Here is a 26,379-nt window from a genome sequence, read left to right as displayed (position 1 = left end):
AACGCGCTCGTTCGGCCAATTACCGGAGCGATCATGCCAAACAGAAGGCGGTAGGCCCAGACCCCGGGCCGACCGCCTCCGGATGGATTTCCTCGTACTCGCGGGTAAATCAACCTACTTGGGTTCAATCACCCATTCGCCCTTGTGCAGGACACCCTTGACCGAGAACTCCTCGTCGAGGACCACCAGGTCCGCGTCCTTGCCCGGCTCCAGCGAGCCGACCTTGTCGTACACGCCGAGCAGCCGCGCCGGGTTGGCGGAGACCGCCCGCACGATGTCCTCCACCGGCAGCCGGTCCACGGTCGCCGCCCGCTTGAACGCGATGTCCTGGGTCAGCGTGGAACCGGCGATCGAGCCGCCCTCCACCAGCCGCGCGACGCCCTCCTTGACCTCGACGGCGAGCGGGCCGAGTTCATAGCGCCCGTCGCCGAAGCCGGCCGCGTCCATCGCGTCCGTGACGAAGGCGACCCGGTCCGCGCCCGCGCGGTGGAACGCCAGCTCCAGGGCCGCGGGGTGCAGATGCGTACCGTCGTTGATCAGCTCGACCGTGACCCGCTCGTCCTCCAGCAGCGCGGCGATCGGTCCCGGAGCGCGGTGGCCGAGCGGCGGCATCGCGTTGAAGAGATGCGTCGCGACGGTCGCGCCCGCGTCGATGGCCGCCACGGTCTGCTCGTATGTCGCGTCCGTGTGGCCGACGGCGGCGATCACGCCGTGCTCCGCGAGGAGCCGTACGGACTCGATGCCGCCGGGCAGTTCGGTGGCGAGCGTGACCATCCTGGCCGTGCCGCGCGCCGCGTCGAGCAGCTTGCGCACCTCGGCCGGGTCGGGGTCGCGCAGCAGCGCCTCGCTGTGGGCGCCCTTGCGGCAGGGGGAGATGAACGGGCCCTCGAAGTGGATCCCGGCCAGCTCGCCCTGCTCGACCAGCTCGGAGAGGAAGCCCGCGCGGTGCGCGAGGAAGTCCATCTCGCCGGTGACGGTGGAGGCGACCAGGGTGGTGGTGCCGTGCTCGCGGTGCGTACGGATGCCCTTGAGCACGTCGTCCACGGAGCCGGAGGTGAACGAGGCGCCGCCGCCGCCGTGGTTGTGCATGTCCACGAAGCCCGGGACGATCCAGTGGCCGGAGAGATCCAGCGAGACGGTGTCGTCGTGGGCGGCGCCCGCGATCCGGCCGCCCTCGATGATCACCCGCCCGCCCTCCACGGTTCCGGTGGGCAGCACCACCCGGGCGCCGGTGAGAACGGTGCTTTCGGCGCGTGGGGCGCGTGCGGCGTGCGCGGCGCGTGGGGCGCTAGCGGCCATCAGGCGGATACCTCCGTGGCGAGTGGGTCGGCGTCGGACGGATTGGTGTCGTGGGTGGCGGTGGGCTCGGTGGCGGCGAGCAGGTCCCAGGCCAGCAGGCCCGCGCCCAGACAGCCGGCGTGGTCACCGAGGGCCGCCGGGACGATCTCGGGCAGCTTCTGGAACGTGACCCGTTCCTCGACCCGGGCCCGCAGGGGTGTGAACAAGGTTTCCCCCGCCTCGGCCAGACCGCCACCGATGATCAGCGTTCGGGGGTCGAGCAGCGTGAGCGCGGTGACCAGCCCCGCGGCGAGCGCGTCGACCGCGTCGAGCCAGACCCGTACGGCCGCCGGGTCGCCGGATTCCACGGCCTTCGCGCAGTCGGCGGCGTCCGCCTCCGGGTCGCCGCTGGCCGCCGCCCAGGCGCGGGTCACGGCCCCGGCGGAGGCAAGGGCCTCCAGACAGCCGCGCTGCCCGCAGCCGCACTCGGGCCCGTCGGGGCGGACCACGACATGCCCGATCTCGCCCGCGTAGCCGTGGGCGCCGGCCTCTATGGAGCCCGCGATGCCAATGGCCCCGGCGATCCCGGTGCCCAGCGGCACGAACAGGAACCGGTCGGCCCCCCGGCCCGCGCCGAGCCGCCCCTCGGCGAGACCGCCGGTGCGTACGTCGTGCCCGAGCGCGACGGGTACGCCGCCGAGCCGGGCGCCGAGCAGCTCGCGCATCGGTACGTCGCGCCAGCCGAGATTGGCCGCGTACACCGCGATACCGCGCTCGGCGTCGACGATGCCGGGCACGGCGACCCCGGCGGCCACCGCGCTCTCGCCGAAGTGCTCGACGCCGTACGCGCGCAGTTCCGCCGCGAAACCGAGAATGGTCTCCACGACGGCCTCGGGCCCGCGCTCCCTGCCGGTCGCCCGCCGCGCTTGGTGCAGCAGCGCGCCGTCCGCCCCTACGAGGGCGGCTTTCATGCCTGTGCCGCCCACATCCAGGGCGATGACGTGTCTCACGGAAACAGTCTCGCGCGTAGACCCTTGAAAGGTCTAGTCCACTGCCCAGGATTGTTGAGTCTCCATACAAACGCGGAGGCCCCTGGGCTCCAGGTGTGGGCGTTGCCTAAGTGAAACCAATCCCCGGTGGACCCGAAACCTCCGGATGGGGGAAAATCACTGCTTCATAACAGTGCGTCACGGGGGACCGACCGGGGCCTTACGCGCAATCGAAGAACAAGGGCGGGAACACAGCTGTGCGACAGCGCTATCTGGGAATGACCGCGGCGATAGCCGCATGGGGCATGACAATGGCGCTGGCCGGCTGTGGCAGTACGGGAGGGTCCGGGGACGACGTCACCCTCAAGTTCGTCGCCGCCGACTACGGCACCAGCTCCGAGAACAGTTCCGAGAAGTACTGGTCCGCGCTCGCCTCCGCCTTCGAGTCCGAGAACCCCGGCATCAAGGTCGACGTCAGCGTCCGCCCCTGGAAGACCGTCGACAGCGATGTCGCCACGATGGTCGAGGAGGACCGGGCCCCCGACATCGCGCAGGTCGGCTCGTACGCCAACTATGTGAAGCAGGACAAGCTCTACACCGCCGACGAAGTGCTCTCCGTCCCCACGCAGGCGAACTTCCTCTCCCAGCTCTCCGAGGCCGGCAAGGTCAACCGCATCCAGTACGGACTGCCGTTCGTCGCCTCCACCCGGCTGCTCTTCTACAACAAGGAACTCTTCGACCAGGCCGGTCTGGACGCCCCGAAGAACTGGGACGACATCCAGTCCCACGCCGAGGCGCTCAAGGCCACGGGCGTGACCACACCGTTCGCGCTGCCGCTGGGCTCCGAGGAGGCGCAGGGCGAGACCATGATGTGGCTGCTGAGCGGCGGCGGCGGCTACACGGACACCGCCGACGGCTCGTACAACATCGACTCGCAACAGAACATCAAGACATTCCAGTGGCTCCAGAAGGAGCTGGTCGGCAAGGGGCTGACCGGGCCCGTCGCCCCCGGCAAGCTCGACCGCGCCACCGCCTTCAAGGCGTTCACCAGCGGCCAGGTCGGCATGCTCAACGGACATCCCTCCCTGATGGAGGAGGCCGCGAAGCAGGGCGTCAAGGTCGGGATGGTGCCGCTGCCCGGCGTCAACGGCAAGGCCAAGGCGTCCATGGGCGTGGCCGACTGGATGATGGCCTTCAAGCAGAACGGTCACCGTACGGCGATCGGCAAGTTCCTGGACTTCGCGTACAACGACAAGAACGTGATGTCCTTCGCCGGGCAGTACGACCTGCTGCCGGTCACCTACAGCGCGAACGAGGCGATGGTGGCGGACCCGCAGTACGCGGACCTGCGCACGTTCCTGACCGCGCTGCCCACTTCCGAGCTGATCCCGTACGGCAAGAACTCGTGGGCGAGCGTGAGCGAGAGCCTCAAGAAGAACATCGGCAAGGCGGTCGAGCCGGGCGCCAGCCCGTCGAGCGTCCTCGGCGGGATCGCCAGGGACGCGGCGACGGCCGAGGCCGCCGAGTAGCGTGTGGTCATATGACCGCGTCTGACCCGGCTGACCCCGCCGCCGACCCCGAGGATGTACGTGGGCCCGCCGGGCTGTCCGAGCGGGACCGCGCCGTACTCGCCATGGAGCGGCGCGGCTGGCCGGGCCCCGGCGCCAAGGAGCGGGCGATAAGGGAAGGGCTCGGCCTGTCGCCGACCCGCTACTACCAGCTGCTGGGCGCGCTGCTGGACGATCCGCTGGCGCTGGAGCACGACCCGGTGACGGTGAACAGGCTGCGGCGGATCAGGGACGAGAGACGCCGCCGCCGTTAGGGCCTGGCCTCATCGGTGTCCTCGTCCTCGCGGGAGAGGCGGGAGAGGAGTCTCTATTGGCCGGACAGACTCCGTGCCGTGGCGGGCGCCGATAGGGTCGTGGCATGGGCAGCAACCCGTACCCCTTGCCGCAACCGGCCACCCCCGCCGGCGCCGACGGTCTGGCCGCGCTCCTCGCGCGGCCGGGCAAGGCCGTCGTCGCGCTCGACTTCGACGGCACCCTCGCCGAGATCGTCCCCGACCCCGAACAGGCCCGCGCGCATCCGCGTGCCGTCCCCGCACTGGCCGCGCTCGCGCCGCACGTCGCGTCGGTCGCGGTCGTCACCGGCCGCCCCGCCGGGGTCGCCGTGCGGTACGGCGGCTTCGCCGGAGTGCCGGGGCTGGAGCATCTCGTGGTCCTCGGCCACTACGGCGCCGAGCGCTGGGACGCGGTCTCCGGCACCGTCAGCGCCCCGGCCCCGCACGAGGGCGTCGCGGCGGTCCGCGCCGAACTCCCCGGCGTCCTCGACCGGTTCGGCGCCTGGCGCGGCACCTGGATCGAGGAGAAGGGCCAGGCCGTCGCGGTCCACACCCGCCGCGCCTCCGACCCGCAGGCCGCGTTCGACGCGCTGCGCGACCCGCTGACCGAGCTGGCGGCCCGCCACGGACTGATCGTCGAACCGGGCCGCATGGTCCTGGAGCTGCGCCCGCCCGGCGTGGACAAGGGCGTGGCACTGCTGGAGTACGTACGCGAGGTCGGCGCCGAGACGGTCCTGTACGCGGGCGACGACCTGGGCGACCTCCCGGCCTACGCGGCGGTCGAGAAGCTTCGCTCGGACGGCCACCCGGGGCTGCTGATCTGCAGCGGCGGCGAAGTGCCCGAACTGGCCGAGCGCGCCGACCTGCGGCTGCCGGGACCGGCGGCGCTGGCGGACTTCCTGGCGGCGCTGGCGAAGGCGATGGCCTGACACCTGACACCTGAACACCTGACGGCTGATGTCTGACGGCAGATGTCTGACACCTGACGACTGAACACCTGGCACCTGACGGCTGAACACCTGGCACCCGGGCGGACCGACGCCCCCCCCGTCGCGCCAGGAGTCGTCAGGCCCGCAGCGCCGTCAGCTGGTCCAGGAACCACTGCTGCGGCGGCAGCGCCGTCGCCGCCGCGGCCAGCCGCTTGGCACGTTCCGCGCGCTCGTCGGCCGGCATGGTCAGCGCCTCGTGGAGCGCCGCCGCCGTGGCGCCGATGTCGTACGGGTTCACCACCAGCGCGTCCTCGCCCAGCTCCTCGTACGCCCCCGCCTCCCGCGACAGCACCAGCGCGCCGCCGCGCTCCGAGATGAGCGGGATCTCCTTCGCGACCAGGTTCATGCCGTCGCGGATCGGGTTGACCAGCGCCACATCCGCCAGCCGGTAGGCGGCCAGCGAGCGGGCGAAGTCGTCCTCGACATGGAGGACCACCGGCGTCCAGCCGTCCGTGCCGAACTCGGCGTTGATCTCGTCGGCCACCCGCCGGACCTCGGCGGTGTAGTCGCGGTAGACCGCCAGGTCCTGCCGCGACGGATAGGCGAAGGCGAGATGGACGACGCGTTCGCGCCATTCCGGGCGATCGGTCAGCAGCAGCCGGAAGGCGAGCAGGCCGCGCACGATGTTCTTCGACAGTTCCGTACGGTCCACCCGGACGATGGTCTTCCGCTCCTCGCCCGTGCCCGTACGGCCGATCTGCCCGCGCAGGGTCCCGATCCGCTCGTCCACGTCCGGGCGGTGCGCGCGCTCGCGCAGGAAGTCGCCGTCCACGCCCAGCCCGTGCACGCCGATCCGGGTCTTTCCCGTGCCACCCGTCGCGCCCAGCAGCTCCGTACAGCACGCCCTGAACGCGTCGGCCCACCGGTGCGTCAGAAACGCCGCGCGGTCCGCGCCGAGAATGCCGCGCAGCAACTGGCGCGCGATGTCGTCGGGCAGCAGCCGGAAGTAGTCGACCGGGGCCCAGGGCGTGTGCGAGAAGTGCCCGATCCTCAGGTCGGGGCGCAGGGCGCGCAGTATCCCCGGCACCAGCGCCAGGTGGTAGTCCTGCACCAGCACGGCCGCGCCGTCCGCCGCCTCGTCGGCCAGGGCCTCCGCGAAGGCGCGGTTGTACGTCTCGTACGACGCCCACCGCGCGCGGAACTCCGGGCCGAAGGACGGCTCCAGCGGGGTCTGGTAGAGCAGATGGTGGACGAACCAGAGCGTGGAGTTGGCGACGCCGTTGTACGCGTCCGCGTACACCTCGGGCGCGATGCCCAGCATCCGCACCCGCTGGCCGCCCGTGTCGGCGGGGTCGAGCCGGCCGCCCGTACGCCGTACCGCCTCGCGGTCGCCCTCCCCGAGCGCCGCGCACACCCACACCGCGTCCCCGTCCTGCCCGATGGCCGACAGACCGGACACCAGCCCGCCGCCGCCGCGCCTGGCCTCCAGCGAGCCGTCGTCCCGCGGGGTGTACGAGACGGGGCCGCGGTTGGACGCGACGAGGACCTGGGCCCGGGAGGGCGGCTCGGTAACCATGTGCCGAAACCTAGCCCGTCACGGAAACGCTCAAACGTACGGACGCGGCTGTGTCGCCCGCCCTTGGCCGGGCACGGCCGGTCAGTCCCGCCGGCCGCGCAGGGCGGCCAGCGCGACCACCCCGGCGCCGCTCAGCGCCAGCACCACCCCGCCGAGCAGCCACAGCCGCTCGGCCGTGCTCCCGGCCTGGGCCAGCTGCGCGTGCACAGCGCTCAGAGCCCAGGTCACCGCAGGATTCATCGCCATAACCGGGCAATCTAGATAATTCGCATGATCGCATTCCGTTACGCCGCGCGTCCGGCCGGGTACTCCGCGATCTCCCGCACCGGCGGCCGTTCCTCCGTGTCCACCGCGTGCGTGCGCGGTACGAAACCGCTCTCGCCGCGCTCGAACTGCGTCAGCTCCGGCCGTACCAAATGCGCCCGGGACAGCCGCAGCTGCGCCGTGCGGTAGATCGCCGCGGCCATCCGCCCCAGCGCCCGCTCGTCCTGGTGGCGGTGGATCCGTACCCCGACATCGACCTGTCCCAGCGCGTCGAGACCCGCCGTGTGCAGGGCGTCCACGAGCAGCCCCAGCTCCACCCCGTACCCGACGGGGAACGGCAGCCGCTCAAGCAGCGAGCGCCGCGCCGCGTACTCACCGCCCAGCGGCTGAACGAAACCGGCCAGCCGGGGCCAGTGCAGATTGAGCAGCGGCCTGGCCACCAGTTCGGTCACGCGCCCGCCCTGGCCGAGGTCCGGTGTCGGTCCCTGTCCCGCTCCCGGTCCTGCCGGGTCCGGGTACAGCGGACGGTCGTACATCGCCTTCACGAACTGCACGTCCGGATCGGTCAGCAGCGGCCCCACGATCCCGGACACGAAATCGGCCGAAAACCGCTTTAGATCGGCGTCCACGAAGCACACGATGTCGCCGCTCGTCACCAGCAGCGACCGCCACAGCACCTCGCCCTTGCCGGGCAGCGCGGGCAGCCGCGGCAGTATCGCGTCCCGGTGCTCCACGCGCGCGCCCGCCGCCGCGGCGACCGCGGCCGTACGGTCGGTGGAACCGGAATCGACCACCACCAGTTCATCGACGAGCCGCACCCGCTCCATCAGCTCGCGCCGGATCACGGAGACGATCTCGCCGACCGTCTCCTCCTCGTTCAGCGCCGGAAGGACCACACTCACGGTCGAACCCCGCGCGGCCTTCGCCACCGTCAGCCGGTCGAGCGGGCGGTCGGCCACGGACCAGGAACGCCTGGTCAGCCAGTGCTCCACCTCTTCCAGCACGGTCGGAACTCCCTGAGCGTGTGCGTACGTGTGCCATGAACGTGATCCATCTCGCGGTGCGGACGACTATCTCAACCGTCCGCTCCGTCGGTTACAGTCTTGAACAACACGAATGACCACCGCATGCCGGGGGTCATTACGTCAATAAACGCGTCGGACCCGGGGTCCGGCGCCATAGCGCTCATCCAGAGGGACTGAGGGAACGGCCCGTTGAAGTCCCGGCAACCCTCCCGCCGACCATTCGAGGTCACGGTGGGGAAGGTGCCAATTCCGTCTCGTGGCGAAGTACGTCGCGAGGAAGATGAGGAGAAAGGGCCTCGCCTCCATGGCTGTGCAGACCGCCGTACAGAACGCCGACTCCGTCCCCGACGCCGGCTCGGTGGATCTCGGACCCGCCGCCGCACTCTCGTGCCGCGAATGCGGAGAGCGCTTCGACCTCGGCCCCATCTTCGCCTGTGCCAGCTGTTTCGGGCCGCTCGAAGTGGCGTACGACCTGCCGAGCGGCACCCCCGAAGAGCTGAAGAAGCGTATCGCCGAGGGCCCGGACAACATCTGGCGCTACGCGCCGCTGCTGCCCGTTCCCGCCGATGTGGCCACGAAGCCCAATATCAACCCCGGCTTCACCAAGCTCGTCAAGGCCGACAACCTCGCCCGTGAACTGGGCATCACCGGCTCCCTGCACATCAAGGACGACTCCGGCAACCCGACGCACTCCTTCAAGGACCGCGTCGTCGCCATCGCCGTCGAAGCCGCCCGCGCCTTCGGATTCACCACGCTCTCCTGCTCCTCCACGGGCAATCTGGCCGGCGCCGTCGGCGCCGCCGCCGCCCGCGCCGGCTTCCGCTCCTGCGTCTTCATCCCGCACGACCTGGAGCAGGGCAAGGTCGTCATGGCGGCGGTGTACGGCGGTGAACTCGTCGGTATCGAGGGCAACTACGACGACGTCAACCGGTTCTGTTCCGAGCTGATCGGCGACCCGCTGGGCGAGGGCTGGGGCTTCGTCAACGTCAACCTGCGCCCCTACTACGGCGAGGGCTCCAAGACGCTGGCGTACGAGATCTGCGAGCAGCTCGGCTGGCGGCTGCCCGACCAGATCGTCATCCCGATCGCCTCGGGCTCGCAGCTCACGAAGATCGACAAGGGTCTCCAGGAGCTGATCAAGCTGGGCCTGGTCGAGGACAAGCCGTACAAGATCTTCGGCGCCCAGGCCGAGGGCTGCTCGCCGGTGTCCACCGCCTTCAAGGCCGGGCTCGACGTCGTACGGCCCCAGAAGCCGGACACCATCGCCAAGTCCCTGGCGATCGGCAACCCGGCCGACGGCCCCTACGTCCTGGACATCGCCCGCCGCACCGGCGGCGCGGTGGAGGACGTCGACGACGAGCAGATCGTCGACGCGATCAAGCTGCTGGCGCGCACCGAGGGCATCTTCGCGGAGACGGCCGGGGGTGTGACCGTCGGCGTGACGAAGAAGCTGATCGAGGCCGGGCTCCTCGACCCGGCGCTGACCACCGTCGTCCTGAACACCGGAGACGGTCTCAAGACGCTCGACGCCGTCGCCCCGACGACCGGCCCGACGGCGACCATCCGCCCGAGCCTGGACGCGTTCCGCGACGCCGGCCTGGCCGGCAGCTGACGACCGGCGACTGACGACCACCACGACGTTTCCGACGTTTCGGAAGACGGAAGGCAGAACACCACCATGAGCGTCAACGTCCGCATCCCCACCATTCTCCGTACCTACACCGGCGGCAAGGCCGAGGTCGCCGCCGAGGGGGCGACCCTCTCCGAGGTCATCCAGTCCCTGGAGGCGAACCACCCGGGCATCGCCGCCCGCGTCCTGGACGACCAGGGCAAGCTGCGTCGCTTCGTGAACGTGTACGTGAACGACGACGACGTCCGCTTCGAGCAGGGCCTGGAGACCGCCACCCCGGCGGGCGCCGGCGTCTCGATCATCCCCGCCGTCGCCGGAGGCTGAACCCCGGACCCCGGATTCTCCTCCGCTCCGTGACTGGTACGGCCCCCTCCGTGAGAGAAGCGGAGGGGGCCGTTCTACATGGTTGAGCGCGGTACAGTATGGGAACGCCCCGCTGTCGCCCCTGCCGAACGCATGCGAGAACGCGACAACATGGGGTCGAAGTCGGAGTGCCGTATGCGCCGTAGGTGCGCTTTGCCCGGCCCGACTTGCCCTGGAACGCAGGGAATTCAACGCTATGCGTGTTCAGCCATGCCCAGAATTCTCGTCCGATTGACCTGTTGCAGAGGGCAGTTGGGCAGATACATTCAGCCGCGGTCGACGCGTTCCGGCGCGAAGTGTGGCCCCGTGCAAGGGCCAGTAATAGGGGAGTTAGGCATGGCTCAGGGCACCGTCAAGTGGTTCAACGCGGAGAAGGGCTACGGCTTCATCGCGGTAGACGGTGGTGCGGATGTTTTCGTCCACTACAGCGCGATCCAGATGGACGGTTACCGCACCCTTGAAGAAGGTCAGCGAGTGGAGTTCGAGATCTCGCAGGGCCAGAAGGGTCCGCAGGCGGACATGGTCAAGCTCGCCGTCTGATCCCGGCGCGATCGGCCACCGACGCACTGACGTACGAACTCACGACGCACGACTCGTGACTCACGCCGAGGGGTCCGCATCCCGAACAGGGGATGCGGGCCCTTCGTGCGTTCCGGTCGTGCGTTCCGGTCGTGGTTCCGGAGGGGTCGGCGGGTGCGCTGCGCACGGGAGGAGCTTGCACTCTCGGGGGTCGAGTGCTAATCATTGGCGTTAGCACTCTGCAAGTGAGAGTGACAACTTAAGGACCGGGTCGGTGAGGCCCGAAGAGCCGGTGGGGCAAGGAACCGCACGGCTCTCGGGCCGTCCGTCGCGGGCGCCAGCGCGGTCCGGAGCAATCCTTCCCCAAGCTCTCAACTGCGTTCGAGCAGGGGAGACCCCATCCGTCCGGGAGGACCACTTCACATGGCCAAGATCATCGCGTTCGACGAGGAGGCACGGCGCGGTCTCGAGCGCGGGATGAACCAGCTCGCCGACGCCGTCAAGGTCACCCTTGGCCCCAAGGGCCGAAACGTCGTCCTGGAGAAGAAGTGGGGCGCCCCCACGATCACCAACGATGGTGTGTCCATCGCCAAGGAGATCGAGCTCGAGGACCCGTACGAGAAGATCGGCGCCGAGCTGGTCAAGGAAGTCGCCAAGAAGACGGACGACGTCGCCGGTGACGGTACGACCACCGCCACGGTGCTCGCCCAGGCGCTGGTCCGCGAGGGCCTGCGCAACGTGGCCGCCGGCGCCAACCCGATGGCCCTCAAGCGCGGTATCGAGAAGGCCGTCGAGGCCGTCTCCGGTGCCCTGCTGGAGCAGGCCAAGGACGTGGAGACCAAGGAGCAGATCGCTTCGACCGCCTCCATCTCCGCCGCCGACACCCAGATCGGCGAGCTGATCGCCGAGGCGATGGACAAGGTCGGCAAGGAAGGCGTCATCACCGTCGAGGAGTCGCAGACCTTCGGCCTTGAGCTTGAGCTCACCGAGGGCATGCGCTTCGACAAGGGCTACATCTCGGCGTACTTCGCCACCGACATGGAGCGTATGGAGGCGTCCCTGGACGACCCGTACCTCCTGATCGTCAACTCCAAGATCGGCAACGTGAAGGACCTCCTTCCGCTGCTGGAGAAGGTCATGCAGTCGGGCAAGCCCCTGCTGATCATCGCGGAGGACGTCGAGGGCGAGGCGCTGTCGACCCTGGTCGTCAACAAGATCCGTGGCACCTTCAAGTCCGTCGCCGTCAAGGCCCCGGGCTTCGGTGACCGCCGCAAGGCCATGCTCAACGACATCGCCATCCTCACCGGCGGTACGGTCATCTCCGAGGAGGTCGGCCTCAAGCTGGAGAACGCCGGTCTGGACCTGCTGGGCCGCGCCCGCAAGGTCGTCATCACCAAGGACGAGACCACCATCGTCGACGGTGCCGGTGACAGCGACCAGGTCGCCGGCCGGGTCAACCAGATCCGCGCCGAGATCGAGAACAGCGACTCGGACTACGACCGCGAGAAGCTCCAGGAGCGCCTGGCGAAGCTGGCCGGCGGCGTGGCCGTCATCAAGGCCGGCGCCGCGACCGAGGTCGAGCTCAAGGAGCGCAAGCACCGCATCGAGGACGCGGTGCGCAACGCCAAGGCCGCCGTCGAGGAGGGCATCGTCGCCGGTGGTGGCGTGGCTCTGCTCCAGGCTTCCTCGGTCTTCGAGAAGCTTGAGCTGACGGGCGACGAGGCGACCGGCGCGCAGGCCGTCAAGCTCGCGCTGGAGGCTCCGCTCAAGCAGATCGCCGTCAACGGTGGTCTTGAGGGCGGCGTCGTCGTGGAGAAGGTCCGCAACCTGACGGTGGGTCACGGCCTGAACGCCGCGACCGGCGAGTACGTCGACATGATCGCCGAGGGCATCATCGACCCCGCGAAGGTGACGCGCTCTGCCCTGCAGAACGCCGCCTCCATCGCGGCGCTGTTCCTCACCACCGAGGCTGTCATCGCCGACAAGCCGGAGAAGGCCGGCGCGGCCCCGGCCGGCGGCGGTATGCCGGGCGGTGACATGGACTTCTGAGCCTGACGGCTCGGACGTGGTCCATGGTCTGAAGTGACCGAGGGCGGTACCCCTTCGCGGGGGTACCGCCCTCGGGCGTTTCAGCGGCTTCGTCAGGGGGTGTAGTCCTTGAGCTTCTCGGTTTCCAGGGTGATGCCGACGGGGTCGGGGAGTTTGACGGTGGAGCCGTAAGGGTGTGTGGTGCGCGTCTGGTATTTGCCCTTCCGCGGATCGGCGTAAAGGACCAGTTCTTCCGCGTCGCGGTCGATGAGGAGATAGACGGGGATGTCCGCCGCCGCGTAGCCGTCGCGCTTCTCGATGCGGTCGCGGCGGTCCGTGTCGTGGTCGTGCGAAGTCACTTCGACTGTCATCAGTACGCCGTCGGGGCCGGCCCACTCACCAACCTGGCCCACGAAGTGGTCGAGTGGTGCGAGGGCGCCGTCCGCGCGGGCGCGGCCGTTGCGGTAGGTCTCGACCTTAAGACCTTGCTCCGGGTACAGCGCGAGTTCGGGACGTTGCTGCATGCACTGCCTCAGCAACCACATGGCAATGGCCCCGTGAAGCTGGTCCGGCAACGGTTTGACCTCTAGCTTTCCGTTGATGAATTCGAGCAGCACCGTCTCGGGAGCCTTGCGAGCAAGCTCCTCGAAGTCCTCGACGGACATCTGCGGCCGCACCTCGGCGCAGGGGCTGGAACTGGGGCTGGGGGTCATGGCGTCGCCTCCTCCCCTCCATGGTGCCCCGGATTTATGGCGGCGGATCGACTGGATGGTCATGTACGGATCCTTTCGGGTGGGCGGGTCGCAGCCGCGCGGGCCTCGGCGACGTGGGCGCGGACCTGGGCGGGGGACAGTCGGGAGGCCGGGGGTGCGGGGGCGGGCTCGCCCCGGCAGGGGCCGCACTCGCCGTCGGTGAGCACTTCGGGGCGGCCGGGGGCGCCGCACTTCGCGCACTCCAGGACGCGCAGCGGCGGGCGTGGCGCGCGGATCCGCTCGGGTGGGAGCTTGGACGTCAGCCGTACGCGGGCGAGCGCCGCCGGGTGGTGGACGACGGCGGGGAGTCCGGCGGTGAGTGCGTGCAGGACGTCCCTCTCGGTGGCGCCCCGTTCGAACCACGGGGTGGTCAGCGGCTCCAGGGCCGCGCAGTCGGCGGCCGACAGCGACATGACCGGTGCGCTGCGGCCGAGCGCGGCGAGCAGGATGAAGGCGCGGGAACGGGTCGGCGGGTCCGAGGTATTGGCCCGTGCGTCCGCGGTGGCGAGGTCGCCGGAGACGAACGCCGCCCACCAGTCGTTGTCCCGCGCGGTACGGGAGAACCACGTACGCGTCACCCAGCGCATGCCGTCAGGTCCGGCGAGGTGTTCCTTGCCGCGTCGCAGATGTCCGGCCACCTGGAGCCGGCGGAGCGCGGTGCGCAGAGCGCACTGCCCGTACGGGAGCACCTTGGCGAGGGCCTTCACGGAGATGTCCGTGCCCTCGGGCAGCCGGTCGATGAACGTGGCGACGGCGGCCTCGCGCGGCGGCAGGTGCGCGAAGGTGTCGGCGCTGCGGGCCTGTTGACCGGGTGTCGAACGCTTGCCGTACCCGGGGACCGCCATCGGGGGAGAAGTGGGTGAAGCGGGTGAGGCCGCGTGCGTCTCGGGCGCGGCAGCACTAAAGTGGCTCTCAGCCATGGGATCGCTTTCCTAGAGCGTCGATCTTGATTGGTCAGGCCCTCGCCAGATGTCGCAAGCATCGGCGGGGGCCGTTTTGTGCTCTGTGGGGCACGCTAGAGCGTCGCCACCCTGCGTGGCAAGTCGGTCACGAAAAGTCAACTCCCCAGGCAGGGAGGGTGGGTGGGTGAAGACCCGCCACCCCATCCTTGGAAAGAGGGCTCGGATCCCGGGGCTTGAGCCCCGGGATCTGACGGCACTAGTGAGCGCGCTCCCCGGCCGAGACCGTGATCAGTGCCGGGGCCCTTGTCCCCGTGGACCTCAGGGCGTCCACGAAGATCTCCGTCGTCCACGCGGCCACATCAAGTGACCATTCATGGACGCGGCAATGGAACGCCGGGCCGGGGCGCATTCCCTCCGCCTGGACCTCTCCCGCGAGGGGGAGGTCCAGACCGTCCTGCGCGGTGGTCGTGGCCTTGGTGGGCGGTGCGGGACGGATCGTCATCGCGTCGTATGTGCGTTCCTGGGCCTCGGTGAGGAGGTCGGACGCGCGGTCGGGCAGGTCGGCGGTCTCGGGGGCCCATACGGAGACGGTGAGGTCGACCGACGTGGCGGGGTCCGGGTCCGCGAGGGCGAACCAGGCCGCCGCGTCCACGAGGTCGGCGCGGGCGTCGGGGGCCAGTTGGAGGGGCGCCAGGGTGTGCAGCCCCGTGGGACGGAAGCGGCCCAGGCGGGTCAGGACATCGCGGAGGACCGTCACCGCGGGCTGAACCGGAATCCGCTGCCCGCGCAGGTCCTCGCTGACCGCGACCTGGAGCCAGGCCAGTTGGTGGACCTTCCCGTCCTGGGTCCAGTCGCCGCCCGCGTCATTGTGTCCCCAGCGCTCGCCCTCCGGCCCGCCCGCGTGGAAGGAACTCAGCCCATAGGCGACCGTCCGCTTCACGACGAGGCTGTACATGTCCTCTTCGAGGCTGTCGTCCTCATGGGCCCGGCGGATCCATGGCTCCAGGTCGAGGACGCCATGGACGCCCACAATCAGAGTCGGCGCCAGGTAGTCCGCGTCGTCGGTCAAGGAGCTTCCCTTCTAGACGGCGCACCGCAACGACTGGGGCGCCGTGACGGCCTTCTCGGGTGAGTCGATGACACCGATGATGTCCACATCGATGACGCTTCGCCAACTGATGGTCCGGTTCACGTTGACGCACTGTTTGCGGGCATTGGCCCGGCGTGCGCTGCCGCCACCCGGCTTCACGACCTTGGAACCGGTCGCCACGGTCCGCCAGGAACCGTCAGCGTTCTTCACCTGTAAATCAACGGTGACGCGCGCCTTGTCGCCGGGCCCGCTGACCTTCCTCCACCACCCGTGGGCGGACGCGGTGGGTGGCGGGGTGCTGGAGATATGGACGCGGTCGCCATCGGTGATGATCACCCCGGGCTCGGCCGCGTCCGCGTGGGCGGGAGCCAAGGACGTACCGGCGAGGAGCGTGGTCACGGCGGCCGACAGGACAAGGATTTTCCGCACCATGGGGAAACCTCCACTGATCCACTGGTTCGGGGTGTTCTGTCAGCGTGGAGGCCGGGCCGGGTACGGAACAAGGCGATGGCGATGAGTCGCCAGCGGGTGTCAGCCCGTCGTGGCGGCCTCGGTGAGCAGGACACGGGCCAGTTCGTGGGGTTGGGAGAACATCGGCCAGTGGCCGGTGTCCATCTCGACCAGCCGCCAGCGGTCACTGGTCAGCAGCGCGGCCACGTCGGGGCTCGGCTCGGCGCCGTCGAGCAGGCACTTGATGTATGTCGCCGGAAGCTCACCGAGCGGGCGGGACAACGTGGCCGGTTCGGTCAGCGAGGCGCCCGGGTGGGGCGTCGAGCCGGTCACGATCCGGGTGATCTGCTCGTCGGTGAGGCCCTGGCCGGCGTAGTCGGGAGCCGTCAGCGGGGGCCAGAAGCCGCCGGTCTCGGCGATCGCGCCCTCCACCATCGCCCGGCCGTCCGGCCAGCCCGAGACGAACGACTCGCCCTCCGCCGGAACGCTGGAGTCGACGAAGACCACGCGCGCCAGCCGGTCCCCGATCAGCTCGGCGGCCTGGCCGGTCGGAATGCCCGCATAGCTGTGGCCGACCAGGACGACGTCCCGCAGATCGTTCCGCTCGACCACGTCCACGATGTCCCGCACATGCCGCCGCTGCCCTGCCGGTACGCCCCGCTTCTCGGCCAGCCCGGACAGCGTCACGGCATGAACGCCATGGCCGGCCGCGCGCAGCTCCGGCACCACCTCGTCCCACGCCCACGATCCGAGCCACGCGCCTGCCACGAGTACGAATTCAGTCATGCGCGGAACCTAGCGGAGGGGTCTGACAATCCTCCGCCGCCGGACCCCCGGCGGCTGTGCAACGGCAGAGCGGCGAGCGTGAGCAGAAGGGCGAGTCCGAGCAGCATGGCCGCCGCGGGCACGGGCTGCTTGTCGCGCCAGAGCTGGACCGGCGTGCCGATCCAGGGCACGCGCAATCGTGCGACGCCTTTGAGCGCCGAGGGCCGGACCGGTGTGGAGTCCGGTGCGGAGTTGGCGTCACCCTTGGTGATCAGGTCGTTGTCGGGACGCACCTGGTGGACCCGATGGGTGAGCAGACGGTTGGGCCGGGTGGGGTCCTGGGTCAGCACGATCTGGCCCACCGCCGGAGTGCGCCCGCGCGGTGGCTGGTAGAGAACGACATCGCCCGGCGCCAGGGCGGGACGCATGGAGCCTGACTGCACCACGCCCGCTGTCCAGCCCAGGGCCAGCACGGGAAAGTGCGCCCACACCAGCAGCCCGATCATCGAGCCGAGCACGGTGCGTGAGATGACCGAGGTGACCATGCGGACCGGGTGCGGGGTGCCGTCGGCCGTGGGGTGGGGGTGGAGCGGACGGGCGGCCAGGTCACCCGGGAAGGTCACGTCCGTTCCCGCGCTTCCCAGGTGAAAGTCACCTCATTGGTGTTCGAGCCTTGCGAGCCGCCGGGCGCGAGCGCGCTGTACTTCCACGCGAAGCGGAAGCTCAGCGAGTTGGGTGCCTGGCCGGTCAGGGGCCACGGACCCACGCCGGTGCGGAAATCGGTGTGCAGGGCGACGAACGTGTCCAGGGTGCCGTCGAACGCGGTCCTGTGCGGGACGAAGCCGTCGCAGTCCCCGAAGGTGCCACCGCGGCCCACCTCGATTTTGAGGTCGATGAAGGACTGATAGTTGTTGGGCCAGTTCGCCGAGTTGCTGTACAGCTTGAGCGCCGTGGGGAAGTCGGCGTTCGACTTGACATTGATGCAGTTGGAGCCCTTGTCGCCGGGGAGCATGCTGCCGACGCGGAACATGGGCACCTTGCTGTCATTGGCCAGCCCCGCCGAGCGGGAGGTCCATTCGTTGCCGCTGTTGCTGCTGGTACCGCTCCAGTCGGCGTTGGTCGCCCCCCAGACCAGAGCACCGCTGAGCAGTAACCCGAGTGGAACGGGCACCACCTGTGCCAGCACGTTCAGCCAGGGACGCGCCATCACCCACTCCGTTCAGTTCAATCGCTTTTGCAGCATATTGGCCCCTCCTGTCCCACTTGTGGCGGTGCCGCTCCGTAGTGCGATCCGGGTGTGCCAGGTCGGCGGCGATCTGTGGCGGCGGCGCTCCCGCACACGATCTCCCCGGTCGCACTGTCATGACATCGCGACTGATGGCCTCCAGCGACCGCTGTCGGCCGAACGAGGTGACACGGTCCACGACCGGCCGACGCCCGGACCTGGCGGAGGGCGCTGACATCCCTCCGCTGCCGGGCCGCCGGATGGGTCAACCGGTCTTGACGTCGGTGATGAAGGCCGACCACGCCGAGGTCCGGAAGACGAGCGCCGGGCCGTCGGGGTTCTTGGAGTCGCGGACGGGGACGATGTCGGGGTGGCCGTCGGCCACCTCGACGCAGTCGCCACCGCTGCCGTCGCTGTGCGTCGACTTGCGCCAGACGGTGCCTACTTCGAGGCAGTTGCCGCCACTGCCGCCGCTGTGGGTGGACTTCCGCCAGGAGGTGCCGATCTCCAGGCAGTCGCCCCCGTCTCCGCCGCTGTATGTCGACTTCTGCCAGGTGCCCACCTCCAGGCAGTTGCCGCCGCTGCCATCGCTGTAGCTGGACTTGTGCCAGGACACGCCGCTCAGGTCGTACTCATGGCTGCTGCTCTGCATGTTCGTAATCCTCCGCCACTGATTCGATCAGGGCCAAGGACTTTTCCGGTGAGAGTGCGCTGGCCCCCAATAGATCGTAGGCCAGTTCGTACCGGGCGACCGATGCCGGATCGTCCAGCAATTGGCCCGATCCCGCGCCCTGGAGATAGGCGAGTGGGGGTGCGTCCTCGAAAGACATGAGTTTGATGGCGCCTCCCATGGACGCGTGAGCTCCCGCGCTGAACGGCAGTACCTGCACGATGATCCTGTGCCGTCGGATCAGAGCCGTGACATGACGCAGTGCCTCCGCCATCACCGCAGGTCCACCCACCGGTCGACGCAGAATCGCCTCGTCAAGCACGGTCCACACAAGGGGCCTTGTTGGATCCTTCAGCAGCTTGGCGCGATCCAGCCGCGCTGCCACCAACTCGTCGATGACCTCCTCGGGCGCTGTCGGGTGGTACCTGCGGAATACCGCCCTTGCGTACGCCTCTGTCTGCAACAGGCCCGGAATCAGTTGCGGCTCGAACTCCCTGATCATCGTCGCGATCGCCTCGGCCTCCGCCGCCTCCGCGAAGTGATCCGGATACTTCGACTTCTTCAGCGCCTCGCAATTCCGCAGGAAGAAGCCGTCCGTCTTGAACACCTCATCGAAGTGAATCGCGTATTCCGGCTGCATTCGGCGCGTACCGGCCTCGATCTGGCCGATGAGCGATCCGCTGACGAAGATCGGCCTGCCCAGCTCCTCCTGGGACATGTCCGCTTCGTCGCGCTGATGTCGGAGCTCGGCGCCGAGCATGGCGCGGGGTGAGGATGACGGGTCGAGTGGCTTGGGTCCAGGCATAGGTGCTCCCGGTGGGACAGATGTCGGTGTTGTGCCGCTTCCTCTATGCACGCTAGCGACAGTTGGCCACGCTGTGTAGCCCAATCGTTCACACACAGTGGAGAGTTGCGTTGATTCGAACCCAGGACACAAGAGATGCCGTCACCCACCGGTTCAACCTCGTCCACTGCTCCGCCAGCAGCTCCCCGGACTTCGACGACCCCCGTTACGACGGGCTCAAGGCCCGGCCACCGGAGGGATGCACGGTGGTGCGATTCGAGGCGTACTTCAGTCTGCGCTGCGTGCGCCGGGGTGCGACCCTGCTCGACGCCGTGGGGCCGTTGTGCGCCGAGATCAGGGCCGAGCACGGTCTGCTGATGACCGACCTGGGGATCGAGGGGCTCTGGGAGTGGGCCTCCGACGGGACCGACGGCCGGGGCGCGGAGGTGGTGGGGCAGTTGCTGCTGATGGCCGCCGAGCGCGGGCCGCTGCTCGGGTACAGCGTGGAGGACCTGGTGCGCTTCCTGCGTACGGCGGCGGCGCCGGTGGGCTGAACGACCTGTTGGACGTTCACGCCCCCGTCGTGGAGCCGGGGCGGATGATCATCAGGACCGTGACCGTCGCCCACAGGAGGTTGAAGATCCCCGTGTGCATGCCCAGGCGGGCCGTCAGCTTGGTGGTCAATGTTCCCGATGTCCCCGTGGTCCCCGTGGCTTCTTCGAGGTCCGTCACTATCGCCTCCTGGCGCGGCAGTACCAGCGCCATGAGCGTGCCGGCCGCGAGCCCGGTGAGGATGATCGAGACGATCAGCCAGGCGTCCCCCAGTACGCCCATCGCGCTTCCTGTCGCGAAGCCGAAGACCGGCACGGTGAGGCCCACCACCGCGTAGACACGGCAGATGCGGTGCAGCAGTTGCACCGACGACAGCGCCCGGGGATCCCCGGGCGCTGCCATCGCCCGTCTCGCGTACGGCGGGAACATGCTGGCGGCGACGGTGACCGGGCCGATCGCGACGATCGCGGCGAGGACATGAACGGCGAGCAGGAACTTCGTCACGGCGTGGATCGCTCTTTCGGCTTCGGCGGGGTGCGGACGCTTCCGCACAGACGCTAAGGCGCTGCTCACGGCCGTAGTAGTGGCGCTATTGCCAGGTAGCCACGGATTCTCGCCACCGCCGACGAAGCGGTCGTGAGGGCTGTCTAGCCTGTGGCCATGCACACCGTGGCCGTCCTCGCACTCGACGGGGTCATCCCCTTCGACCTGTCCTCACCGATCGAGGTCTTCTCCCGTACCCGGCTGCCCGACGGCCGGGCCGCCTACCGGGTCGTGGTCTGCGCGGCCTCGGCAGGGGCCGAGGTCGACGCCGGGCCGTTCGTCATCCGGGCGCCGTACGGGCTCGACGCCCTCGCCCAGGCCGACACGATCGTCCTGCCCGGTACGGACAACCCGGCCGCCCCGGTGCCTCCGGACGTACTCGACGCGCTGCGGGCCGCCGCCGCGCGTGGCACCCGTATCGCCTCCGTGTGCAGCGGCGCCTTCATCCTCGCTGCCACCGGGCTGCTCGACGGGCTGCGTGCCACCACCCACTGGCTGGCCGCCCCGCTTCTGGCCGCGCGTCATCCCGCCGTCACCGTCGACGCCGATGTGCTGTACGTGGACAACGGGCAGTTCCTCACCTCGGCCGGGGCCGCCGCCGCGCTCGACCTGTGTCTGCACATGATCCGTAAGGACTACGGCTCGGCCGTCGCCGCCGACGCGGCCCGGCTGTCGGTCATGCCGCTGGAACGGGAGGGCGGCCAGGCGCAGTTCATCGTCCAGGACCAGCCTCCGGTGCCCGCCGGGGCCACGATGGAGCCGCTTCTGCGGTGGATGGAGGAGAACGCGGGCCGGGAGCTGACCCTCAAGGACATCGCCGCGCGGGCGGCGACCAGCACGCGGACGCTGAACCGGCGGTTCCGGGAGCAGACCGGGACGACGCCGTTGCAGTGGCTGCACCGGGCGCGTATCCGGCAGGCCCAGTACCTGCTGGAGGCGACGACCCACCCGGTCGACCGCATCGCGACCCAGGTGGGGTTCGGGTCACCTACCGCCTTCCGCGACCGGTTCAAGCGCGTGGTCGGCACCAGCCCGCACGTCTACCGGGCCGCCTTCCGGCACGGCTGAGGGCGCTGTCCGCACATTGAACTCCGTCAGCATCGTCTTCGTGAAGCCGAAGCAGTACGTGGCGGCGAAGCCCGCCGCGTAGCCGGTCAGCAGCCCGCCCCCGTACACCGCGGCCAGCTCGCCGAGGCCCTTGTCGCCAGCGAGCAGCGGGAACAGCGCCCAGCCGGACGGGCCGATCGCCGTCGAACCGACCGTCGCGCCGAGCTGGCCGAAGAGACCCACGACGGCGCCGCCGAACGCGCCGCCGACGCAGGCCGTGACGAAGGGGCGGCCGAGGGGGAGGGAGACGCCGTAGATGAGCGGTTCGCCGACACCCAGAAAGCCGGCCGGGAGGGCGGACCTGATGGTGCGGCGGATCGAGCCGTTGCGGGGGAGGCGTACGTAGACGGCCGCCGCCGCGCCGACCTGGCCCGCGCCCGCCATGGCGAGGATGGGGAGGAGGACGGTGTGGCCCTGCTGCTCGATCAGGGTGGTGTGGATCGGGATCAGGGCCTGGTGCAGGCCCAGCATGACCAGGGGGAGGAAGAGGCCGCCGAGGACGAAGCCGGAGCCCGCGCCGCCGTTCGCCAGCAGCCAGTTGGCGACGTCGCCGATGGCCGTGGAGATCCCGCCCGCGATGTACATCAGGCCGTACAGCGTGACCAGACCGGAGCCGAGGACGGTCAGGGCCGGGGTGACGAGGACGTCCAGCGCCTCCGGGACCGTCCGCCTGCACCACTTCTCGACGTATACCGCGAGCACCGCCGCGCCCAGCGCGCCGAGGACGCCGCCCTGGCCCGGGGCGAGTTTCTGGCCGAACGCGTCAATGTCGGCGACGCCGGGGAAGACGATGATCGCGGCGACCGCGCCGCCCAGGATGGGCGTACCGCCGAACTCCTTCGCCGTGTTGTGGCCGACGAAGACCGCGATCAGCGACATGAAGCCCGAGGAGAGGGCGGCGAGCGCGGGGACGAGGGCGGGGAGCCAGTGGAGGTTGGTGAGGAGACCGCCCAGGCCCGCGATGATGCCGCAGCCGATGAGCGCCGGGATGAGCGGGACGAAGATGTTGGCGATGCGGCGGAGGAAGAGCTTGAACGGGGTGGCGTTCCTGGCTTTGCGTGCTGCCTTGATCGCGGCGCCGCGCTCGGCCAGTTCGGCTGCGCCGGGCGCCCGAGACGCGCGTCCCGCCTCCACCAGGCGCTCGAACTCCGGCGTCACGCGCGCCACCGTCCCCGGGCCCAGGACGATCTGGTACGTCTCGTCCTCGACCACGCCCAGCACGGCGGGCAGCGCTCTGAGCGCTTCGTCCCGGACGAGGGAACGGTCGTGCAGGCCGAGGCGGAGCCGGGTCATGCAGTGGGCGACGGACGCGATGTTCGCGGCGCCTCCGACGAGCGGGAGGATCGCCTCAGCCGTGGTGCGGTTTCTGTCGGTTCCGGGGGGTTCGGGGGTGTCTGCTGGTGCCATGGTGCGTGGTCTATCAGCCGGCGCGGGCCGCCTTCAGCGCGGCGCGCAAGTGGCCGTCTGAGTCGGTGAGGAGCGCGGCGGCGGTGGGTCCGTCGACCGCGCCGAGGATGGTGAGGATGGCGTTCTTCACCTCGCCGTCGGTGGCGGCGAGCGCGGTCTCGATCTCGTCGTCCGAGGCGCCCGTGGCGAGCGAGACGATCCGCCGGGAGCGGGCCCGCAGCTTCTCGTTGGAGGCGCGGACGTCGACCATGAGGTTTCCGTAGGTCTTGCCGCGCCGGATCATGGTGATCGTCGAGAGCATGTTGAGGACGAGCTTCTGTGCCGTACCGGCCTTGAGGCGGGTGGAGCCGGTGAGCAGTTCGGGGCCGACGACGATCTCGATGCCGTGCTCGGCGGCGGCGGCCAGCGCGCTGTCCGCGTTGCAGGAGAGCCCGATGGTGAGCGCGCCGAGACCGCGGGCGTGCTCGACGGCGCCGATCGCGTACGGGGTACGGCCGGAGGCGGAGATGCCGACGACCGTGTCCTCCGCGCACAGCTTCATGGCCGTCAGATCGGCCGCGGCCAGCTCCTTGGAGTCCTCGGCGCCTTCGACGGACGTGACCATCGCGCCGGGACCGCCCGCGATCAGCCCGACGACCTCCTCGGGGTCGGTGTTGAAGGTGGGCGGGCACTCGCTGGCGTCCAGCACGCCGAGCCGGCCCGCCGTACCGGCGCCCGCGTAGATCAGCCGGCCGCCGCGGGCCGCGCGCTCGGCGGTGGCGTCGATGGCGGCGGCGATCCGGGGGAGCTGGGCGGCGACGGCGGCGGGGACCGTGCTGTCCTCGCCGTTCATGATGCGGGCGATGTCAAGAGTGGGCAGCTGGTCGATCTCGGCGAGCTCGGGGCGGAACGCCTCGGTGGTGAGGGTGTCGAGCTGCGCGCGGAGGTCGCCGTACTGAGAGGTCATGAAGAAACGGCTCTTTCATCTGAGTGAGCGGTATGGGGTGCGGGTGCCCTTGGCGGTGAAGTGGCGGTGCAGGGTCAGCGGGTGTGGCGCGGGCTGTGGCGGTGCGCGAGGGCTTCATACGAGTCGGAGAGCGCGGGCGCGGCCGTCTCGTACGTACGCTGCGCCACGCCTATGAACAGGCAGTCGACGACGAGGAGCTGGCTCGTACGGCTCGACATGGCGGCCGGGCGCAGTTCGCTCTCGCGGGCGGTGGAGGTGGTCAGTACGTGATCGGCGTACTGGGACACCGGGGCGTCCGGGCGGCCGGTGATCGCGACCGTCGTCGCGCCCCGGTCGAAGGCGACGCGGAGCGGTTCGATGACATCGCCGGTGGAGCCGGAGTGGGTGATCGCGATGGCGACGTCGCCCGAGCGGAGCTGTACGGCGTTGGTGACGGCGAGGTGCGGGTCGGAGTGGGCATGCGCGATCAGGCCGATGCGCAGCAGCTTCTGGGCGAGGTCCATGCCGACGAGGCAGGAGGCGCCGACGCCGTAGATGTCGATCCGGCGGGCGGTGGCCGCCGCGGCGACGACGGCGGCGAGCTGGACGGTGTCGAGTCCGGCGGCGGTGTCGGCGAGTGTCTGCTGTTCGTCGTAGGCGAGCTTGGCGACGACGTCGGCGATGGGGTCGTCGACGGCTATGTCGGCCGTGACGGCGGGGGCGCGGCCGGACTGCTGCTGGGCGGCGAGCCCGGCGAGCGCGAGGCGCAGATCGCGGTAGCCGGGGTAGCCGAGGAGGCGGGCGGTACGGACCACGGTGGCCTCGCTCGTACCGGTCAGCTCGGCGAGACCGGTGACGGTGAGCGCGGCGCAGCCGGCGGGGTCACCGGCGACGGCTTCGGCGACGAGCTGCATGGAGCGGGTCATGGTCGGCGCGAGGGTCCGCACCTTGGCGGCCAGGGCTGCGGGGGCGGGTGGGGCGCCACCGCTGAAACTTTCCTTCACGTCTTGGGTCACTTATGAAAGATATTTTCGGCCTTCCGTCCTCGTCAACCCCTTCGTCGTCGTCAACCCCTCGTCGTCAACGTCTCGGCATCCCTGACAATGGCTGAATGGACGACCTTGAGCAGGCACTGCACATCGCCCGCGCCCTGGTGCTGGCCGATCTGGCGGCGGGCGATGTCGCGCGGGCGGAGGTCGTGTCGCTGGTGGAGGAGTCGGTGTCGCACCGGCGCTGGTGGGTCGAACAGTGGCCGGAGGGCGTGGCGTACGTGGCCGGACTGGTGGCGCAGGACGTACAAGACGCGTTGTTGGAACGGTACGGGCGGTGGCCGCTCTGCCCGGTCTGCGCCGAGGACCAGCCCGACGGTCCGCACGCGCTGGAGGTGGAACCGGAGCTGGGGCCCGATCCGCACTGGGTGTGCGGGAAGGCGGGGGTGGTGGTCGCGGCGGTGGGCTCGCTCGGCTCGCCGGGGCCCGGTTCGCGAGGGCCCGGTTCGCGAGACGGGCAGGGCGCTCCGTGACGGTCTATATCGATCCGCCGACCTGGCCGGGACACGGGCGGATGTGGTCACACCTGGTCAGCGACGACTCGTTCGGCGAGCTCCACGCCTTCGCCGCGTCCATGGGCTGCCCGGCGCGCGCCTTCGAACGCGACCACTACGACATACCGTCCGAGCGCTACGGGGACGCCGTGCGGGCGGGCGCGGTGGAGATCGGCTCCAAGGAACTCGTACGCAGGATCACGGAGGCGGGGCTGCGGCGGCCGAAGGGGCGCCCGGCGGCGTAACGGGCTTTATCGCGGGTTCGCCTGTCAGCTCTGCTGGGCCTTGTCGTACACCTTCTTGGCCGTGGACCTCAGCACCTCTCCGTACATCTTGGTCGGCTCCAGGCTGTCCAGCGAGGCGTTGACCGAGACCAGGACGCCCTTGCCCTTGCCGGTGGTGGCGTCGAAGTCGGCCAGCCACGGGCCGCCGCTGGCGCCGCCGGTCAGGTCGCAGGGGATCATCTGCGTGCCGTGTTCCCGCTTCGTCCTGCCGACGCAGCGGAGAAGTTCCTCGCCGAGCTGCGGGCGGGTGGCGGAGTAGCCGAGTGCGGTGACCGTGCCGCCGACGGCCCGGTCGAAGGAGATGGGCTGGCCGCCCACCACGTCGGTGAGCTCGCGGCCCTTCTTGTCGGCGTCGACGACCAGCGCGGACATGTCGTTGACGGAGTCGTTCTCCCACGTACGCGGGGTCGCGGTGGAGCGGACCGCGAACGCGCCGTACGGCTGCTTGCCCTTGTGGTAGGCGGGGACGAACACCATCGCGGTGTTGGTGTTGCCGGGGGAGGAGCCCATGCGCACGCAGTGCGCGGCGGTCATCACGGCGGAGCGGTTGGCGCTCTTGACGGCGGTGGCCGTGCACCAGGTGTCGGCGCCCCGCGCGTTGACGAAGAAGAGCCGGCCCACCGTCTTCAGCGTGGCGCCCTTGTACGGCTTGGCCTTGGGGCCCGTCGGACCGAGGTCCACGGACTTCCCGACGGCCTTGATGCGGGCGGCCGTCCAGTAGGCAAGTGCCTCCCGCCGTTCCTTGGCCGTGAACTTCAGGACGGAGACCGGGTCGGCCGCGGCGGCACCGGCCTGGGCGGTCACGGCCGACGCCGGGACCGGGGCGAGGAGCGCGAGGGCCGTACCGGCCACGGCGAGTCCCATGACCCGGCCATGAAGACGCCGGAACAGGGAAGTTGAGGTCTCGGGCATCGCGGGTGTCTCCTCGGGTGGCGCGTC

General features: G+C 70.0%; 30 protein-coding genes and 1 riboswitch. Of the genes, 11 read left to right on the top strand and 19 right to left on the bottom strand.

Annotated elements, in window-relative coordinates:
• Nucleotides 1–114: 114 nt before the first annotated feature.
• Together nagA and M1203_RS25770 are read right to left on the bottom strand one after the other, a co-directional pair.
• Nucleotides 115–1,299, bottom strand: coding sequence for an N-acetylglucosamine-6-phosphate deacetylase (nagA, locus tag M1203_RS25775; protein WP_249952179.1), 1,185 nt, complete (start codon nucleotides 1,297–1,299; stop codon nucleotides 115–117).
• The gene (locus M1203_RS25770) at nucleotides 1,299–2,249 is read right to left on the bottom strand and encodes an ROK family protein (protein ID WP_249952272.1); all 951 of its coding nucleotides are present in this window, start codon (nucleotides 2,247–2,249) and stop codon (nucleotides 1,299–1,301) included. The genes nagA and M1203_RS25770 overlap by 1 nt, the downstream gene beginning before the upstream one ends.
• A 296-nt stretch (nucleotides 2,250–2,545) precedes the next feature.
• Between M1203_RS25770 and M1203_RS25765 the strand changes: the two genes are divergently transcribed.
• The 3 genes from M1203_RS25765 to otsB all read left to right on the top strand — a co-directional run bounded on the left by M1203_RS25765 (nucleotide 2,546) and on the right by otsB (nucleotide 5,036).
• Complete coding sequence (locus tag M1203_RS25765) at nucleotides 2,546–3,796, top strand: ABC transporter substrate-binding protein (RefSeq protein WP_249952271.1); 1,251 nt, start codon at nucleotides 2,546–2,548, stop codon at nucleotides 3,794–3,796.
• Between the two features lie 11 nt (nucleotides 3,797–3,807).
• Nucleotides 3,808–4,089 (top strand): DUF3263 domain-containing protein, encoded by a 282-nt coding sequence (locus M1203_RS25760; protein WP_249952178.1) that lies wholly within the window; start codon nucleotides 3,808–3,810, stop codon nucleotides 4,087–4,089.
• Between the two features lie 104 nt (nucleotides 4,090–4,193).
• A complete protein-coding gene (gene otsB / locus M1203_RS25755; protein WP_249952177.1) occupies nucleotides 4,194–5,036 on the top strand; it encodes a trehalose-phosphatase in 843 nt (280 codons plus the stop codon).
• 136 nt (nucleotides 5,037–5,172) lie between these two features.
• Here otsB and M1203_RS25750 read toward each other — a convergent pair whose 3' ends face one another.
• The 3 genes from M1203_RS25750 to M1203_RS25740 all read right to left on the bottom strand — a co-directional run bounded on the left by M1203_RS25750 (nucleotide 5,173) and on the right by M1203_RS25740 (nucleotide 7,880).
• Nucleotides 5,173–6,612 carry a trehalose-6-phosphate synthase gene (locus M1203_RS25750; protein ID WP_249952176.1) on the bottom strand — a complete coding sequence of 480 codons (1,440 nt, stop codon included), beginning with the start codon at nucleotides 6,610–6,612 and terminating at the stop codon, nucleotides 5,173–5,175.
• An 81-nt stretch (nucleotides 6,613–6,693) separates the two neighbouring features.
• A complete protein-coding gene (locus M1203_RS25745) occupies nucleotides 6,694–6,840 on the bottom strand; it encodes a hypothetical protein (RefSeq protein ID WP_249952175.1) in 147 nt (48 codons plus the stop codon).
• Between the two features lie 56 nt (nucleotides 6,841–6,896).
• Complete coding sequence (locus tag M1203_RS25740) at nucleotides 6,897–7,880, bottom strand: glucosyl-3-phosphoglycerate synthase (RefSeq protein WP_249952174.1); 984 nt, start codon at nucleotides 7,878–7,880, stop codon at nucleotides 6,897–6,899.
• Between the two features lie 178 nt (nucleotides 7,881–8,058).
• Nucleotides 8,059–8,188, top strand: a riboswitch (SAM riboswitch).
• A gap of 17 nt (nucleotides 8,189–8,205) precedes the next feature.
• Here M1203_RS25740 and thrC point away from each other — a divergent pair.
• The 4 genes from thrC to groL all read left to right on the top strand — a co-directional run bounded on the left by thrC (nucleotide 8,206) and on the right by groL (nucleotide 12,462).
• Nucleotides 8,206–9,513 (top strand): threonine synthase, encoded by a 1,308-nt coding sequence (thrC, locus tag M1203_RS25735; RefSeq protein ID WP_249952173.1) that lies wholly within the window; start codon nucleotides 8,206–8,208, stop codon nucleotides 9,511–9,513.
• Nucleotides 9,514–9,579: 66 nt separating this feature from the next.
• Nucleotides 9,580–9,855, top strand: a complete 276-nt coding sequence (locus tag M1203_RS25730) for a ubiquitin-like small modifier protein 1 (RefSeq protein WP_249952172.1) — start codon at nucleotides 9,580–9,582, stop codon at nucleotides 9,853–9,855.
• Between the two features lie 375 nt (nucleotides 9,856–10,230).
• Entirely contained in the window at nucleotides 10,231–10,434 is a 204-nt protein-coding gene (locus M1203_RS25725; RefSeq protein ID WP_005315736.1) for a cold-shock protein, read from the top strand.
• A 402-nt stretch (nucleotides 10,435–10,836) separates the two neighbouring features.
• Nucleotides 10,837–12,462 (top strand): chaperonin GroEL, encoded by a 1,626-nt coding sequence (gene groL / locus M1203_RS25720; RefSeq protein WP_249952171.1) that lies wholly within the window; start codon nucleotides 10,837–10,839, stop codon nucleotides 12,460–12,462.
• A gap of 92 nt (nucleotides 12,463–12,554) precedes the next feature.
• Here groL and M1203_RS25715 read toward each other — a convergent pair whose 3' ends face one another.
• From M1203_RS25715 to M1203_RS25670, 9 genes are all read right to left on the bottom strand, one after another.
• Nucleotides 12,555–13,154, bottom strand: a complete 600-nt coding sequence (locus tag M1203_RS25715) for a Uma2 family endonuclease (protein ID WP_249952270.1) — start codon at nucleotides 13,152–13,154, stop codon at nucleotides 12,555–12,557.
• Nucleotides 13,155–13,213: 59 nt separating this feature from the next.
• Nucleotides 13,214–14,038 carry a hypothetical protein gene (locus M1203_RS25710; protein ID WP_249952269.1) on the bottom strand — a complete coding sequence of 275 codons (825 nt, stop codon included), beginning with the start codon at nucleotides 14,036–14,038 and terminating at the stop codon, nucleotides 13,214–13,216.
• A gap of 313 nt (nucleotides 14,039–14,351) precedes the next feature.
• The gene (locus tag M1203_RS25705) at nucleotides 14,352–15,164 is read right to left on the bottom strand and encodes a hypothetical protein (RefSeq protein ID WP_249952170.1); all 813 of its coding nucleotides are present in this window, start codon (nucleotides 15,162–15,164) and stop codon (nucleotides 14,352–14,354) included.
• A 12-nt stretch (nucleotides 15,165–15,176) separates the two neighbouring features.
• The gene (locus M1203_RS25700) at nucleotides 15,177–15,617 is read right to left on the bottom strand and encodes a hypothetical protein (RefSeq protein ID WP_249952169.1); all 441 of its coding nucleotides are present in this window, start codon (nucleotides 15,615–15,617) and stop codon (nucleotides 15,177–15,179) included.
• 99 nt (nucleotides 15,618–15,716) lie between these two features.
• Nucleotides 15,717–16,421, bottom strand: a complete 705-nt coding sequence (locus M1203_RS25695; RefSeq protein ID WP_249952168.1) for an alpha/beta fold hydrolase — start codon at nucleotides 16,419–16,421, stop codon at nucleotides 15,717–15,719.
• Complete coding sequence (locus M1203_RS25690; protein WP_249952167.1) at nucleotides 16,418–17,023, bottom strand: signal peptidase I; 606 nt, start codon at nucleotides 17,021–17,023, stop codon at nucleotides 16,418–16,420. Before M1203_RS25690 ends, M1203_RS25695 begins: the two co-directional genes overlap by 4 nt.
• Complete coding sequence (locus M1203_RS25685) at nucleotides 17,020–17,607, bottom strand: hypothetical protein (RefSeq protein ID WP_249952166.1); 588 nt, start codon at nucleotides 17,605–17,607, stop codon at nucleotides 17,020–17,022. The genes M1203_RS25690 and M1203_RS25685 overlap by 4 nt, the downstream gene beginning before the upstream one ends.
• A 283-nt stretch (nucleotides 17,608–17,890) precedes the next feature.
• A complete protein-coding gene (locus tag M1203_RS25680; protein WP_283959019.1) occupies nucleotides 17,891–18,277 on the bottom strand; it encodes a DUF397 domain-containing protein in 387 nt (128 codons plus the stop codon).
• The gene (locus M1203_RS25670; protein WP_249952165.1) at nucleotides 18,258–19,100 is read right to left on the bottom strand and encodes a helix-turn-helix transcriptional regulator; all 843 of its coding nucleotides are present in this window, start codon (nucleotides 19,098–19,100) and stop codon (nucleotides 18,258–18,260) included. Before M1203_RS25670 ends, M1203_RS25680 begins: the two co-directional genes overlap by 20 nt.
• A gap of 110 nt (nucleotides 19,101–19,210) precedes the next feature.
• Here M1203_RS25670 and M1203_RS25665 point away from each other — a divergent pair, with 110 nt between their 5' ends.
• Nucleotides 19,211–19,633: a DUF572 domain-containing protein gene (locus M1203_RS25665; protein ID WP_249952164.1), complete on the top strand. Its 423-nt coding sequence runs from the start codon at nucleotides 19,211–19,213 to the stop codon at nucleotides 19,631–19,633.
• 16 nt (nucleotides 19,634–19,649) lie between these two features.
• Here the strand turns inward: M1203_RS25665 and M1203_RS25660 are convergent, their stop codons facing one another.
• A complete protein-coding gene (locus M1203_RS25660) occupies nucleotides 19,650–20,135 on the bottom strand; it encodes a DUF2269 family protein (protein WP_249952163.1) in 486 nt (161 codons plus the stop codon).
• Between the two features lie 156 nt (nucleotides 20,136–20,291).
• Here M1203_RS25660 and M1203_RS25655 point away from each other — a divergent pair, with 156 nt between their 5' ends.
• The gene (locus tag M1203_RS25655; protein ID WP_249952162.1) at nucleotides 20,292–21,242 is read left to right on the top strand and encodes a GlxA family transcriptional regulator; all 951 of its coding nucleotides are present in this window, start codon (nucleotides 20,292–20,294) and stop codon (nucleotides 21,240–21,242) included.
• Here the strand turns inward: M1203_RS25655 and M1203_RS25650 are convergent.
• The 3 genes from M1203_RS25650 to M1203_RS25640 all read right to left on the bottom strand — a co-directional run bounded on the left by M1203_RS25650 (nucleotide 21,159) and on the right by M1203_RS25640 (nucleotide 24,629).
• A complete protein-coding gene (locus M1203_RS25650) occupies nucleotides 21,159–22,688 on the bottom strand; it encodes a PTS transporter subunit EIIC (RefSeq protein ID WP_249952161.1) in 1,530 nt (509 codons plus the stop codon). The genes M1203_RS25655 and M1203_RS25650 overlap by 84 nt on opposite strands.
• A 13-nt stretch (nucleotides 22,689–22,701) precedes the next feature.
• Entirely contained in the window at nucleotides 22,702–23,634 is a 933-nt protein-coding gene (murQ, locus tag M1203_RS25645) for an N-acetylmuramic acid 6-phosphate etherase (protein WP_249952160.1), read from the bottom strand.
• 74 nt (nucleotides 23,635–23,708) lie between these two features.
• Nucleotides 23,709–24,629, bottom strand: coding sequence for a MurR/RpiR family transcriptional regulator (locus tag M1203_RS25640; protein ID WP_249952159.1), 921 nt, complete (start codon nucleotides 24,627–24,629; stop codon nucleotides 23,709–23,711).
• A gap of 95 nt (nucleotides 24,630–24,724) precedes the next feature.
• On the opposite strand from M1203_RS25640, the gene M1203_RS25635 reads away from it, so the two are divergent.
• A complete protein-coding gene (locus M1203_RS25635; RefSeq protein ID WP_249952158.1) occupies nucleotides 24,725–25,135 on the top strand; it encodes a hypothetical protein in 411 nt (136 codons plus the stop codon).
• Nucleotides 25,132–25,401 carry a DUF4031 domain-containing protein gene (locus tag M1203_RS25630; RefSeq protein ID WP_249952157.1) on the top strand — a complete coding sequence of 90 codons (270 nt, stop codon included), beginning with the start codon at nucleotides 25,132–25,134 and terminating at the stop codon, nucleotides 25,399–25,401. The genes M1203_RS25635 and M1203_RS25630 overlap by 4 nt, the downstream gene beginning before the upstream one ends.
• A gap of 24 nt (nucleotides 25,402–25,425) precedes the next feature.
• On the opposite strand, the gene M1203_RS25625 is transcribed toward M1203_RS25630, so the two are convergent.
• The gene (locus M1203_RS25625) at nucleotides 25,426–26,352 is read right to left on the bottom strand and encodes a serine protease (RefSeq protein ID WP_249952156.1); all 927 of its coding nucleotides are present in this window, start codon (nucleotides 26,350–26,352) and stop codon (nucleotides 25,426–25,428) included.
• Nucleotides 26,353–26,379 lie beyond the last annotated feature (27 nt).

Source organism: Streptomyces sp. 35G-GA-8 (genome assembly GCF_023534745.1).
In the GTDB taxonomy this organism is placed as follows: domain Bacteria; phylum Actinomycetota; class Actinomycetes; order Streptomycetales; family Streptomycetaceae; genus Streptomyces.
Note: the sequence above shows the minus strand (reverse complement) of the source record. Positions and strands in the feature narration are given on the sequence as shown.

Excerpts from the sequence above, each read along its gene's own strand:
- M1203_RS25635 (WP_249952158.1), top strand. The coding sequence starts at position 24,725 with ATGGACGACCTTGAGCAGGCACTGCACATCGCCCGCGCCCTGGTGCTG.
- M1203_RS25700 (WP_249952169.1), bottom strand. The coding sequence starts at position 15,617 with ATGGTGCGGAAAATCCTTGTCCTGTCGGCCGCCGTGACCACGCTCCTC.
- M1203_RS25730 (WP_249952172.1), top strand. The coding sequence starts at position 9,580 with ATGAGCGTCAACGTCCGCATCCCCACCATTCTCCGTACCTACACCGGC.
- M1203_RS25650 (WP_249952161.1), bottom strand. The coding sequence starts at position 22,688 with ATGGCACCAGCAGACACCCCCGAACCCCCCGGAACCGACAGAAACCGC.
- otsB (WP_249952177.1), top strand. The coding sequence starts at position 4,194 with ATGGGCAGCAACCCGTACCCCTTGCCGCAACCGGCCACCCCCGCCGGC.
- M1203_RS25770 (WP_249952272.1), bottom strand. The coding sequence starts at position 2,249 with ATGAAAGCCGCCCTCGTAGGGGCGGACGGCGCGCTGCTGCACCAAGCG.
- murQ (WP_249952160.1), bottom strand. The coding sequence starts at position 23,634 with ATGACCTCTCAGTACGGCGACCTCCGCGCGCAGCTCGACACCCTCACC.
- M1203_RS25715 (WP_249952270.1), bottom strand. The coding sequence starts at position 13,154 with ATGACCCCCAGCCCCAGTTCCAGCCCCTGCGCCGAGGTGCGGCCGCAG.
- M1203_RS25670 (WP_249952165.1), bottom strand. The coding sequence starts at position 19,100 with ATGCCTGGACCCAAGCCACTCGACCCGTCATCCTCACCCCGCGCCATG.
- M1203_RS25765 (WP_249952271.1), top strand. The coding sequence starts at position 2,546 with ATGACCGCGGCGATAGCCGCATGGGGCATGACAATGGCGCTGGCCGGC.
- thrC (WP_249952173.1), top strand. The coding sequence starts at position 8,206 with ATGGCTGTGCAGACCGCCGTACAGAACGCCGACTCCGTCCCCGACGCC.
- M1203_RS25760 (WP_249952178.1), top strand. The coding sequence starts at position 3,808 with ATGACCGCGTCTGACCCGGCTGACCCCGCCGCCGACCCCGAGGATGTA.
- M1203_RS25750 (WP_249952176.1), bottom strand. The coding sequence starts at position 6,612 with ATGGTTACCGAGCCGCCCTCCCGGGCCCAGGTCCTCGTCGCGTCCAAC.
- M1203_RS25695 (WP_249952168.1), bottom strand. The coding sequence starts at position 16,421 with ATGACTGAATTCGTACTCGTGGCAGGCGCGTGGCTCGGATCGTGGGCG.
- M1203_RS25655 (WP_249952162.1), top strand. The coding sequence starts at position 20,292 with ATGCACACCGTGGCCGTCCTCGCACTCGACGGGGTCATCCCCTTCGAC.
- M1203_RS25685 (WP_249952166.1), bottom strand. The coding sequence starts at position 17,607 with ATGGCGCGTCCCTGGCTGAACGTGCTGGCACAGGTGGTGCCCGTTCCA.
- groL (WP_249952171.1), top strand. The coding sequence starts at position 10,837 with ATGGCCAAGATCATCGCGTTCGACGAGGAGGCACGGCGCGGTCTCGAG.
- M1203_RS25710 (WP_249952269.1), bottom strand. The coding sequence starts at position 14,038 with ATGGCGGTCCCCGGGTACGGCAAGCGTTCGACACCCGGTCAACAGGCC.
- M1203_RS25725 (WP_005315736.1), top strand. The coding sequence starts at position 10,231 with ATGGCTCAGGGCACCGTCAAGTGGTTCAACGCGGAGAAGGGCTACGGC.
- M1203_RS25680 (WP_283959019.1), bottom strand. The coding sequence starts at position 18,277 with ATGCAGAGCAGCAGCCATGAGTACGACCTGAGCGGCGTGTCCTGGCAC.
- M1203_RS25625 (WP_249952156.1), bottom strand. The coding sequence starts at position 26,352 with ATGCCCGAGACCTCAACTTCCCTGTTCCGGCGTCTTCATGGCCGGGTC.
- nagA (WP_249952179.1), bottom strand. The coding sequence starts at position 1,299 with ATGGCCGCTAGCGCCCCACGCGCCGCGCACGCCGCACGCGCCCCACGC.